Below are 12,568 nucleotides of genomic sequence, written 5' to 3' on the forward strand. Positions count from 1 at the left end.
CACCATGCCTGGTGAACAAACAGATGCCGCTTTTCAGCCCTTGCGGGCCTTGATCTCCTCGGTGAGCTGCGGGACGACGGCGAACAGGTCGCCGACCACGCCGTAGTCGACCAGGTCGAAGATCGGGGCCTCGGGGTCCTTGTTGACCGCCACGATGGTCTTGGAGGTCTGCATGCCGGCCCGGTGCTGGATCGCGCCGGAGATGCCGCCTGCGATGTACAGCTGCGGCGAGACGCTCTTGCCGGTCTGGCCGACCTGCTGGGTGTGCGGGTACCAGCCGGCGTCCACGGCGGCCCGCGAGGCGCCCACGGCCGCGCCCAGGGAGTCGGCGAGGGCCTCGATGAGCGCGAAGTTCTCCGCGCCGCCCACACCGCGGCCGCCGGAGACCACGATCGCCGCCTCGGTCAGCTCCGGCCGCCCCGTCGACTCCCGCGGCGTGCGGCCGGTGATCTTCGTGCCGGTGGCCTGCTCCGAGAACGTGACGTCCAGCGCCTCGACCGCACCCGCGGCCGGGGCCGGCTCCACGGCGGCCGAGTTCGGCTTGACCGTGATGACCGGGGTGCCCTTGGAGACCCGGGACTTGGTGGTGAAGGACGCGGCGAACACCGACTGGACGGCCACCGGGCCCGCCTCGGACGCCTGCAGGTCGACGGCGTCGGTGATGATCCCGGAGCCGATGCGCAGCGCCAGGCGGGCGGCGATCTCCTTGCCCTCGGTGGAGGAGGAGACCAGCACGGCGGCCGGGGAGACGGCCTCGACGGCGGCCTGCAGGGCGTCCACCTTCGGCACCACCAGGTACGCGGCGTACTCGGCGGCGTCGTGGGTCAGCACCCGCGTCGCGCCGTGCTCGGCGAGCACGCCGGCGGTGTTCTCGGCGCCGGCGCCGAGGGCGACGGCGACCGGCTCGCCGATGCGGCGGGCCAGGGTGAGCAGCTCCAGCGTGGGCTTGCGGACGGCGCCGCCTGCGTGGTCGACGTGGACGAGGACTTCAGCCATGGGACTTCTTCTCTCCTGCGTGCGAAAGATGCGGGGCGGACAGCGAGTTGCGGCTCAGATGAACTTCTGGCCCGCGAGGAACTCGGCGAGCTGCCGGCCGCCCTCGCCCTCGTCCTTGACGATCGTGCCCGCGGTGCGGGCCGGACGCTCCGCGGCCGACTCCACGACCGTCCAGGCGCCCGCCAGGCCGACCTCGCCGGCGTCGAGGTCCAGATCCGACAGGTCCCAGGAGGTGACCGGCTTCTTCTTGGCCGCCATGATGCCCTTGAAGGACGGGTAGCGGGCCTCGCCCGACTGGTCGGTCACCGACACCACCGCCGGCAGGGAGGCCTGCAGCCGCTCGGAGGCGGCGTCGCCGTCGCGGCGGCCGGTCACGGTGCCGTCCGCGACCGAAACCTCGGACAGCAGGGTGACCTGCGGGACGCCCAGGCGCTCGGCCAGCAGCGCGGGTACGACGCCCATCACGCCGTCGGTGGAGGCCATGCCGGAGATCACCAGGTCGAACCCGGCCTTCTCGATCGCCTTGGCCAGCACCAGCGAGGTGCCGAGGGCGTCGGTGCCGTGCAGGTCCTCGTCCTCGACGTGAATGGCCCGGTCCGCGCCCATGGACAGCGCCTTGCGCAGCGCGTCCCTGGCGTCCTCCGGGCCCACCGTCAGCATGGTGACCTCGGCGTCGTCGGCGTTCTCCGCGATCCGCAGCGCCTGCTCGACCGCGTACTCGTCCAGCTCGGAGAGCAGACCGTCCACGTCGTCCCGGTCGACGGTCAGGTCATCGGCGAAGTGCCGGTCGCCCGTGGCGTCGGGCACGTACTTCACACACACAATGATCTTCAATGTCCTTACCCGATCTTCTCTTTCCGTGGTGATGCGATCTCTCTGGCCGGATGCTTGCCGATGAACCCGCATCGACTGTCATGGCCGGCAACCAGCGGGGATCACCGGAGCTGTGAAATGCCTGGTTCGGTCGAGGCCGAACACGACGGTCGGAACAAGCTCGTCGACCGCCTGTTCGTCACGTCCCGCCCTTGGCCGCCTGGGCCTTGAGCATGCGCTTGAGGAGCTTGCCGGAGGCGTTCTTCGGCAACTCGTCGAGAACCAGATACTTACGCGGTCTCTTGTAGGCGGCCAGCTTCTCCCGGCACAGGGCATCCAGTTCCTCTTCGGGGACGGAAATCCCATCCCGCATCACTACATACGCGGCGACGATCTCGCCCCACTTGGGGTCGGGGTGACCGATGACGGCGGCTTCGACGACGTCCGGGTGCTTGACGAGCACATCCTCGATCTCGGTCGGAAATATGTTCACTCCGCCCGCAATGATCATGTCCTTGTCCCGGTCAACCACGTAGAGGTAACCCTCTTCGTCGAATCGGCCGAGGTCCCCGCTCGAGATCCACTCCCCTCGGAACTGTTCCTCGGTGGCCTCCGGGTTCTTGTAGTACCTGGCTCCCAGGCTCGGTCCCCGCTTGTAAATCTTCCCCACCGTTCCCACCGGGACGTCGTCACCGTTGGGGTCGAGGATCCGCAACTCGCATCCGAAGTACGGCAGGCCCGCCGAGCGCTCCTTACGGAGTTGGTCTTCCGGCTTGAGGATGCTGAAGAAGCCCGCCTCCGTGGAGCCGTAGAGCTCGTAGAGTCCCGCATGGGGGAAGAACTCCAGGAGCCGCTCCTTGGTCGCGGTGAGCAGTGGCGAGCCGGCGGACATCAGTCGACGCACCGACCCGATGTCGAACGAGTCCTTGTCGGGTACCTCGAGAAGCATTTCGAACATCGTCGGAACCATGGGGATGAACGACACCCGTTCACGTTCGATCGTCTGCAGGAGTCCGCGTGCATCGAATTCCCGGAGCATGACGATGGTTCCGCCGACCATGAGCTGCTGGAGCCCCCAGGTGAACCCGAGGCCGTGGTAGAAGGGCCCTGCGATGACGGTGACGTCGCTCGCCCGATTACCCACCTCGACGGTGATGTCGTACCATCCCTGCCGGGCGATCCGCTGCGGGATTTCACAGGCCTTGGGCTCACCGCTGGTGCCCCCTGTGAACGCCAGATGATAGACGTCCCACTCATCTGCTTCCAGATACTCAAGATCCGTCGGCGAATCAGCGAGGACCGTCTCGTAGTCGACGTAACCGGATGCCGTGTCCCCGTCGGCGACAACGAGCACGTGGTCGGCGGGAATGTGCGCCAGGCTCTCGTGGGCCGTGGCGAACGTGCCGGCGAGATGCCCATCCACGATGACCACTTCGGCGTCGCTGTGGCGGACCGCGTAGGCAATCTCCCCGGGGGTGAACCGATAACTGATCGGCACGACCGCCGCGCCCAGCCCGGCTACCGCGTAGACGATCTCCACATACGCGGCACGATTGGTGAGGATCACGGCGACTTTGGTGCCCTTGCGTACCCCCAGATTCGCCAGCCCGTTGGCCAGCTGCGCCGTACGCGCACTCACGTCCACCCAGGTGAGGCGCGTGTCGCCCTCGATGATCGCAGCTTTGTGACGAAGCAGGTGCGACTGGGCGTGCAGGTGTGGAATCTGCCCGACGGTGAGTTGCTCTCCGTAGGTGGCCATCGTCGTCCTTTCGTATGTGGTCGGCGTGATGCCGGGCTGCTCAGAGTGAGCAGAATCGCCGCTGCCCGTCGGTCAGAACAACGCGTCCGAAGTTCAACCCGGGAAAGTGCGCTCCGGCGACCAGGTCTCCACTGGCGGCGAGCTCGTCGGCGAGCCGATTACGGGTCTGCGACGCGAGTTCGGGGTCGTTGTCGAAGAGGGCACGCCAGTCCGGCTCCTCGAGCTCGACGGTGGAATGCACGACATCTCCCAGGAGGTATCCTCGTCGGCCTCCGCCGGAGATCACGTACACCGTCGAACCGGGCGTGTGCCCGGGACTGTGCAGGGCATCGACGCCGGGAGCCAGGGTGACGTCCCGGTCGAAAAGTTCGAGCTGGTCGACGAGCGGCGACAGCTTGCGCACGGCACCGGGGTCGGCATCCGGCGAGTCGACGAAGTGCTCCCAGTCGAGCCGGTGCGTGCGGTACGTCGCCCCGGGAAAGACGATCTTCCCCTTCTGGGTCGTCCAGCCCACGTGATCGAAGTGGAGATGGGTGAGCAGCACGTCCGTCACGTCTTCGGGCTCGACCCCGTGGGCGCGCAGGGAGTCGAGGAACTTGCCACCGGTGTACCGGCCCCCGTGTCCGAGGAGCTTGTCCTTCACGGTTCCCACTCCGGTGTCGACGACGACGATACGGTCACCGGTGCGGATGAGGAAGCCACCGATGTCAAAGTAGAGGTGCCCGTGCTCGTCGAGAGCCTCGCCCTTGGCCGACCAGGGATCGTCGGCGCCCGGCCTGGTGAGGATGTGGTTGGGGTCCTCCTGGCCGACCCCGTCCAGGATGGGCAGGACCTCGATGTCTCCGATGCGCATGGTGAATACCCTTCTTACGGAGTTGATTCGGGCGACGCCCTTGTGATGGCGCCGTGTTTCAGGTGGCCGGGGCCTCGATGGACGCATAGGCGTCGCGCAGTACGTGCTTGAGGATCTTCCCGGAGGGGTTCATGGGCAGTTCGTCGACGAAGACGTAATGACGGGGGCACTTGTACTTGGCCAGCCGCGAGGTGGCCAGATCCCTGAGGGACGATTCGAGTTCGTGCAGCGGGCCGGCGTCCGCGGCGGGGAGTACGACCGCGCAGCCGACCTCCCCGTACTTCTTGTCGGGGACCCCGACCACGGCGATGCCACCGACGCGCGGATGCCGGGAGAGGACCGCTTCGACCTCCGCGGGATAGATGTTCTCGCCGCCGCTGCGAATCATGTCCTTGCTGCGTCCGCTGACGACGAGGAAACCGTCCTGTGTGATCTTGCCTAGATCGCCGGTACGGCACCAGCCGTCCACGAAGGCCTCCTTCGTGGCTTCCGGCTGGTTCCAGTAGAGCCCGGAGACCACGGGCGACTTGACCCAGATCTCTCCGACCTCGTCGGGGGCGGCGTCGGTGTTGTCAGGGCCGACCACGCGGATCTCGGTGAGGGGAAGCGGCCGGCCCACGGTTTCCGAGTGGCTCCGGCTGAACTCATGCACGAGGACCGCGGATTGCCCGCCGCCCTCGGTGAGGCCGAAGCCCTTGTTGAGGACCACGTTCGGCAGGTGCTCGCCCAATGCCTCGATCGCCCACTTCTGCAATGGATCGCCGCCGGACATGATGAGATTCAAGGTGTCGAGCTTGCGAAGTTCCTCGGCCCCCAGGGAGAGCAGCTCATAGATGAGGAACGGGTAGAGCAGTGCGTCGGTGACCTGGGCGGATTCGACCGTGTCCACGATCCGCTTGGCGGACATCCCGCCACTGGACATGATCACCGCCTTGCCGTAGACCATGAGCGCCGGCAGGGTGAAGCACTCAAAAGCGCCCGCGTGATAGAGCGGCCCCGTCGTCATGGTCACGGTGTCGGTGGTGAATCCCCACTGCATGGCCTGGATGGCGGCGAACCACAGGGCATTGTCATGTGTCCAGACCGAACCCTTCGGCCGGCCCGTCGTCCCGGATGTGTACATGATCATGACGGGGTCGCTTCCGGACGGCCGCGGAAGATCGTCGCATCCGTCACCGGGAGAGGCCAGGTCGGGCTCCACGGCCCACTCGGGTATCGGGGTCTCGTCGTCCCTCACGCAGAACCAGGTCCGGACCGGGAGCTCACCGTGCACCGGGTCCAGCTGTCCCCTGCGGCTGGAGTGGAAGACCACGACCTCGCACCCCGAGTCCTCGATGAGGAAGGAGAGTTCCGCGGGAGCGAGTCGGAAGTTCAGCCGGACCGCGATCGCGCCGATGCGCGCGATCGCGAAGTACAGGGCCACATAGTCGAGCGAGTTCAGCAGGATCATTCCGACCCTGTCGCCCTTGGCGACTCCGGCTTCTCTGAGGATCTTCACGTAGCGATCACGACGAGCACGAAGGTCGGTGTAGGTCCACCATTCGTTTCCGTCGATCGACAGGGCCGGCCGGTCCTTATCGCCTCGCGGCAGCGCCCGGAACGGCGAATCCACGATGTGATTGACGTCCATGGGAACTCCTTTGTCCCGTGTTGCTGACGGTCACTGCGACGGTGGAGAGTGATCAAGCGGGGTCGGAGAGGTCGTTGCCTGCGATCCGGACGACGGCATCCACGGCGAATACGCCCTCCCCCTCGGCACAAATCATCACCGGGTTCGCCTCGAGCTCGACCACGCCGGAATCGACGAGTCCGGCAGCGCGGGACACCGCGACCACGGCATCGCGCAGCGCCGCGAGGTCTCCCTTGGGCAACCCGCGGAATCCGGCGAGCGCGCGGAACGCAGTGACCTCGTCGATCATCTCCTGTGCCGTGTCCGCGTCGACGGGAGCCAGGCGGACGCTGCGGTCGTTGTGCAGTTCCGCCAGTACTCCTCCCGCGGCGAGGAGCACGATCGGGCCGACATCCGGGTCCACCCGGAATCCGATGAGTGCTTCGCCAAGTCCTCGAACCATCTGCTGGACGAGCACGTGGCCGGTGGACACCGTCGGGTCGGCCCGGCCGACCGACGAGACGATGGTGTCGACGGCGGACTTCAGACCGTCGGTGTCCTCGACGCCGAGAACGACGCCGCCGAGATCCGACTTGTGTGCCAGTCCTGCCGCATGAATCTTCACGGCTGCCGGTGTCTTCACCGGCATCTCCGCGAAGGGACCAGCGGTGTCGACAACCTCGAACGGCGCGTGGGGAACGCCCAACTCGGCGAACACCGCGTACGACGACTGCTCGTCGAGAACGCTCGTCGCCGGCGGAGCCGGACGCGACGGCAGTACGTCCAGGCGGGGAGCGCGGCAGGAGAAGACGGAGACGATCGCGTCCGCGCAGACCTCCGGAGACTCGAAGGCGCTGACACCGCTGCCGCGCAGCATGCGCAGCGCATCCGGTGCAGAGGGCACGACGAACGCGGCGAGGGGCTTGCCGCCGCCGGCAGCGTCGACGATCGGCTTGACGGCGTGCTCCGGATGGAACCGGGCGGAGGAGCCCGGAACCGCCACGACGACGTCGAACTCGGGGGCAGCGAGCAGGATGTCGAGCGCGGACTTCATCACCTCGTACCGAGTGCCGGCGAGAGTGAGGTCGACCAGAGTGCCGCCGCCCGCGTCGATGCCGACGTCGGCGAGCCTGGCCCGGGTCTCCTCGCTCGGACGGGCCGGCGCGGCGCCGGCCATCGCCAGGCAGTCGACCATCATCGCGCCTCCACCACCCGTGGTGGACACGACCGCCACCCGCGGGGCGGAACGCACAGCTCCGAGCGCACGGGCACTACGAGCGAGGGAGTGGGCCTGGAAGAGCGCGTCGAAGGTGTGCACGCGTGTGATGCCGAGATCGTGGAGCGCCGCGTCGGCAATGGCGTCGTTCCCCGCGAGAGCACCGGTGTGGGAGACAGCGAGCTCGGCAGCGGCGTCCGAGCGCCCGAGCTTGTACGCCAGCACCGGCTTCCCCCGCTCGGCGGCGGCCCGAGCGAAGGCGGCCAGGTCGCCTGCGTGGCGGAGGTTCTCGAGGAAGAGGACGTAGCTCGTCACCCCGGGGTCGTCGACCGAGGCCAGGCACACCTCCCCCAACGAGAGATCGACCTCGGAGCCGGTGGAGATCATGGTGTGGAACGCGATGCCCGCGTCCTTGCCCCGCGAGGCCAGTGCGCCGATGGCGCTGCCGGACTGGGAGGCCGCGAAGATCCCGCCCCCGGCCGGCAGCGGCTCGGAGAAGGCCGCGTTGGCGGTCAGGACCAGGTGCTGGGCGGTGCTGACCACCCCGAGACTGCTGGGACCGAGGATGCGGGTGCGCCCGTCGGAGGCGATCTCCTCCAGTGCCGCCATGCGCCGGCGGCTCGCCGATGAGCCACCCACGAATCCGTCGGCCATGATGGTGACCACAGGAACCCCTATGCGCGCGCACTCGCGCGCGGCCTCGATCGCCGGGTCCGTACCGGTGAGGACGAAGACGTGGTCGGGGACGGTGGGTACCTCGCCGATCGCGTCGTATGCGGGCCGGCCGCCGACGGTCTCGCGGTTGGGGTTGACGGCGTAGACGTTGCCCGCCCAGCCGTTGCCGGTGAGATTCCTCAGGGGACGCGAGGTGGTTTTCGCCGGGTCGTCCGAGGCGCCGACGATGGCGACGGTCTTCGGGCGGACCAGTGCTTCGTAGAGACGTTCTCCGGTGTCGCGACTCATCACTTGCCCGCCCTCTGGCTGAACCGTCGGTCGAACACCGTCTCCGCGATGCGGTTCTTCAGGATCTCGGTGGAACCGCCCGCGATCTTCCAGCCTCGCGTGCGCCGGAAGCAGTACTCCACCAGCGACTCCTCGCTGAAGCCGGTGCCGCCCATGGCCTGAACGGCGAGATCCGCGGCACCGAAGCCGGCCTCGTTGGCCGCGTACTTCGCGACGGCGGTGTCGTAGGCCGTCGGAAGTTCGCCGTCCGCGACGGCTGCCGCACGGTAGAGCAGGAGCTGCGCGGACTCGAGCTGGACGGCGCGTTCGGCGAACATCCACTGCAGCCCCTGGAACTCCGCGAGAGGCCGCCCGAACTGCTCCCGTTCCTTGGCGTGCCGGACGGCGGCGTCGAAGGCATAGCGTCCGACCGCCAGCGACCGGGACGCGTTGCCGAGCCGCTCGACGTTGAAGCCCGCGATCTGCCGCTTGAAGCCGCCCTCGCCGAGCAGGACCTGGGAGTCCGGAATGAAACAGTCCTCGAAGTACAGCTGGCACCAGTGCTCGCCGTTCATGAACTGCGACGGCTTCCCGACGGTCAGGCCGGGGGTGTTCCGGTCGACGAGTACGGAGCCGATGCCCTGCACACCCGGGCCGAACCGCACGTACACCAGGTACACCGAGGCGTCCGCGCTGTGGGTACCGAACACCTTGGTGCCGTTGATGACGAATCCGTCGCCCTTGCGCTCGGCCTTCGTCCGCAGGTCGGTCACGGCCGAGCCGGCCTCGGGCTCGCTCATGCTCAAGCCGATGACCGACTTGCCCAACAGCAGAGAAGGAAGGTACTTCTCGCGCTGCTCCGGTGTCGCGTATTCGGCGAACGTCCGGATGGCTCCGAAGTTGCCCGCCTGGATGACGTCGGCGGAACGGGGGCAGTGCGCTGCGACTGCCTGGATGGCGACGACGGCGGCGAGCAACGACGCGCCCTGCCCGCCCTTCTCCTCGGGGATGGTGAGGCCCAGCAGGCCCTGTTGTCCCATCAGTTCAGCCACATCCCACGGGAACTGGGGGGCATGTGCCCGGGCGAGGGCATCCGGCGCGAGCGTCTTGGACGCGAACGCCGACACGGAGGAACGGAAGTCCTCGATCTCATCGGGAAGGCAGAACTGCACGGCGATGTCTCCTGAATGTGTCAACGGTGGGAAAGCGTGTTCCGCGGTGCGGGGTGCCGGTGCAGCGCGACCATTCCGTCGGGAAGGTCGTCGGAGACGGCGCCGTAACGCTCCATAACGGCCGGATCGTGACCCGGCACGACATGATCTGGTCCGTCGGCCAGTTCGAGGATGGTGTCGAAGGCGTCGATCATCACGGGCACGTCCACGATCGACGGGAACGGATTCCTCAGTTCGAAGTTGGCGTAGTAGTGGAGTGCGTCGGAGGCGAGCACGACCCACCCGCGTTCGGTGCGTACGCGGACCACCTGCAGTCCGGGAGTGTGTCCGCCGACCCGGTGAAGTTCGATGCCATCCGTCAGTACGTGCCGGCCGTCGATCTGCCGGACCTGGCCGTCGAACGTCCGGCGTACGATGTCGCACACGTCGTCCGCGTCGAAGAAGTGGGACAGCTGCCGATGCCGCATCTTGTCCCCGGTGGCGTAGGCAACCTCGGCACGCTGGACCCAGATGCGAGCGTCGGGGAAGTCCCCGAGGTTCCCCGCATGGTCGTAGTGCAGGTGCGTGACCACGACGTCGGTGACCTCCCCGGGCGCGATTCCCAACTCGCGGAGGGACTGGGCCGGCCGGCGTTCGAGCACGCGGCCACGGCGGTCACCCGCTGCACGGCTGAACCCGGTGTCCACCACAACGATCCGGTCCTCGCCCCGGACGACCCACATGTCGAAGTCGAGTCGCATCGGGCCCGACAGGTGCGGGTCGCTGAGGAAGTTGTCCCGGGCGACCCGGTCGACGTGCCCGAGACGGATCGCGACGACCTCGTGAGTCCCGCTCATTTCCGTCGGCCCTCTTCGATGAGCTTGACCATCACGGGGTAGTACTCGTCGCGGTAACCGGCGTCCCGGGTGGCTTCGAGCAACGCCATGGTCTGGTCCGCGGCGGCCGTGGGCACCCCCTCGTCCCGTGCGAGCTGCAGCGCCAGGTTCAGGTCCTTGATGGCATACACGGTCGGGAACGTCTTGACCGGGAAGTTGTCGACGGCGAGCGTCGAAAGTGCCGACTTGCGCAGGAGGAAGCTGTCCGCGGATCCCAGGGTGAGCGTCTCGAAGAGCAGCTTCGGGTCCACACCCGCCGCGGTGCCGATGGCACGGGCCTCGGCCAAGGCGTTCATGGTCTGGAACACCACCATGTTGTTGAGGATCTTGATGACCTGCCCACCGCCGAGCGCGCCGGCGTGGACGATGTCGGACCCCATGCAGGACAGGAGGGGTTTCAGGTCGGCGAACCGCTCCGGCGATGCGCCGACGGTGATGAGCAGAGTGCCGTCCTTGGCGGCCTGGCGCAGCCGGGCCACGGGGGCATCGACCAGTTCGACGCCATCGCCGGCCAGGGACTCACCGAGGACGCGGGTCCGGGTGACGTCGCTCGTGCCCATGTCGACGACCACCGCGGGCCGGCTGGACGCGGACAGGATCTCTCCGGCGACCGACTCCACCTGGACGATGCTCGGAAGCGAGAGGAAGACGACGTCGGCCCGCTCGGCGACGTCGACCACGCTCGCACCGCGTGTCGCACCGGCCTCCACGACTCGGTCCAGCGCCTCAGCATCCCGGTCGAAGGCGACCACCTCGTGTCCCGACCGGGTCACCAAGTTGGTGCACATCGGGCCTCCCATGACGCCGAGACCGATGAATCCGAGAGTGCGATTACTGGCCATGCGGTTTCCTTCCGTTGATCTGACGGCACTTGTCAGTGCTCAGTCGAGGGCGACGATCACACTTTTGACCTGCGTATAGCCGAGCAGCGCTTCGAAGCCCTTCTCCCGCCCGATGCCGCTGGCCTTGAATCCTCCGAACGGGATTTCGACGCCCGCACCGGCATAGCGGTTGATCTGCACCTGACCGGCCTGCAATTCCCGGGCGACACGATGAGCCCGGCCGATGTCGGAGGTGAAGACACCCGCCGACAGCCCGTACGGTGTGTCGTTCGCCTGCCGGATCGCCTCATCGAGATCATCGAACGCGATGACGGACTGCACGGGGCCGAACACTTCTTGCCGGGCGACGGCCATGTCGTTGGTGACGGACGCGACGAGGGTCGGCATGACGAAGAAGCCCTTGTCACGGCCCACGGGGCGGCGACCCCCGACAATCACCTCCGCGCCGTCCGTCCGGGCCTGATCGATGATCCCGAGGACCCTCTCGCGCTGCGCCGCCGATACGAGAGGACCGAGGTCGGGATCGTCCGCGCCACGGCCGACCGTCAGTCCCTGCATCTCGATGCCGACCCGCTCCACGAACTCGTCGTGGACGTCACGGTGCACGAACAGCCGGGTCGTGGCGAAACAGGACTGGCCCGAGTTCCGGATGACGGCGAGGGCACCGGCCCGCGCGGCCCGTCCCAGGTCGGCGTCGGCGCAGACGATCGTCGGCGACTTGCCCCCGAGCTCGAGGTGGCAGCCCACGATCCGCTGGGCGGCGATCCGGCCCACGCTCTGGCCCGCGGCCACCGATCCCGTGAACGCGACGTGCCGGACCAGCTCGTGCCCGACGAGAGCGCCGCCGACGGTCGGCCCGTCACCGAGGACGATGTTGCACACTCCTGCCGGCAGCCCCGCCTCGGCCATGAGGATCGCGACGAGACTGGTGGTGAGCGGAGTCAGTTCCGACGGCTTGACCACGACCGTGTTCCCGGCGGCCAGGCACGGTGCGACACCACGCATCATCTGGCTGATCGGGGCGTTCCACGGGGTGATGTGGGCGACCACTCCGTACGGCTCCCGAACGGTGTAGGCGAAGGTGTCTCTCGCCTGCGGGATGGTCGTGCCACCGAACTTGTCGCACGCGCCGGCGTAGTACTCGAGATATCGGGCGGTGACGGCGATGTCTCCCCTGGCCTGGGAGATGGGCTTTCCGGTGTCGGCGGATTCCAGCGAGGCGAGAAGCTCCGCGTGAGCACGAACGGCGTCGGCCAGCCCAGCGAGAATGCGCCCGCGCTCCAGCGGTGCCAGACGTGCCCAGCCGCGCCACGCGGCGTGGGCGTTCTCCACCGCTGCGGAGACGAGGTCCAGGGGGGTCTCGGCGAACTGCGCGATGACCTGCTCGGTCGCCGGGTCGTGCACTGGACGGACCGTCGTGTCGGGTCCGGCGGACGTCCATTCGCCTCCGACGACGGCGGTCAGGATCTCGGGAAGTACGTCCACCGTGGG

General features: G+C 67.8%; 10 protein-coding genes. All 10 read right to left on the reverse strand.

The window, feature by feature from the left end:
• Window positions 1-33 precede the first annotated feature (33 nt).
• Window positions 34-996 (reverse strand): electron transfer flavoprotein subunit alpha/FixB family protein, encoded by a 963-nt coding sequence (locus tag ACX25U_RS35960; RefSeq protein ID WP_454386252.1) that lies wholly within the window; start codon window positions 994-996, stop codon window positions 34-36.
• 54 nt (window positions 997-1,050) lie between these two features.
• A complete protein-coding gene (locus ACX25U_RS35965; RefSeq protein ID WP_454386254.1) occupies window positions 1,051-1,812 on the reverse strand; it encodes an electron transfer flavoprotein subunit beta/FixA family protein in 762 nt (253 codons plus the stop codon).
• Between the two features lie 196 nt (window positions 1,813-2,008).
• On the reverse strand, window positions 2,009-3,568 hold the full coding sequence (locus tag ACX25U_RS35970; RefSeq protein ID WP_454386255.1) for a class I adenylate-forming enzyme family protein: 1,560 nt from the start codon (window positions 3,566-3,568) through the stop codon (window positions 2,009-2,011).
• 40 nt (window positions 3,569-3,608) lie between these two features.
• The gene (locus tag ACX25U_RS35975; protein ID WP_454386257.1) at window positions 3,609-4,421 is read right to left on the reverse strand and encodes an MBL fold metallo-hydrolase; all 813 of its coding nucleotides are present in this window, start codon (window positions 4,419-4,421) and stop codon (window positions 3,609-3,611) included.
• A gap of 58 nt (window positions 4,422-4,479) precedes the next feature.
• Window positions 4,480-6,051 (reverse strand): class I adenylate-forming enzyme family protein, encoded by a 1,572-nt coding sequence (locus ACX25U_RS35980; RefSeq protein ID WP_454386259.1) that lies wholly within the window; start codon window positions 6,049-6,051, stop codon window positions 4,480-4,482.
• 52 nt (window positions 6,052-6,103) lie between these two features.
• Complete coding sequence (locus ACX25U_RS35985) at window positions 6,104-8,209, reverse strand: acetate--CoA ligase family protein (RefSeq protein ID WP_454386261.1); 2,106 nt, start codon at window positions 8,207-8,209, stop codon at window positions 6,104-6,106.
• Window positions 8,209-9,360 carry an acyl-CoA dehydrogenase family protein gene (locus tag ACX25U_RS35990; RefSeq protein ID WP_454386263.1) on the reverse strand — a complete coding sequence of 384 codons (1,152 nt, stop codon included), beginning with the start codon at window positions 9,358-9,360 and terminating at the stop codon, window positions 8,209-8,211. The genes ACX25U_RS35985 and ACX25U_RS35990 overlap by 1 nt, the downstream gene beginning before the upstream one ends.
• 20 nt (window positions 9,361-9,380) lie before the next feature.
• A complete protein-coding gene (locus ACX25U_RS35995; protein ID WP_454386265.1) occupies window positions 9,381-10,196 on the reverse strand; it encodes an N-acyl homoserine lactonase family protein in 816 nt (271 codons plus the stop codon).
• On the reverse strand, window positions 10,193-11,077 hold the full coding sequence (locus ACX25U_RS36000; RefSeq protein WP_454386267.1) for an NAD(P)-dependent oxidoreductase: 885 nt from the start codon (window positions 11,075-11,077) through the stop codon (window positions 10,193-10,195). Before ACX25U_RS36000 ends, ACX25U_RS35995 begins: the two co-directional genes overlap by 4 nt.
• Before the next feature lie 39 nt (window positions 11,078-11,116).
• A complete protein-coding gene (locus ACX25U_RS36005) occupies window positions 11,117-12,562 on the reverse strand; it encodes an aldehyde dehydrogenase family protein (RefSeq protein ID WP_454386269.1) in 1,446 nt (481 codons plus the stop codon).
• Window positions 12,563-12,568 lie beyond the last annotated feature (6 nt).

It is taken from the genome of Streptomyces sp. JNUCC 63 (genome assembly GCF_054366325.1).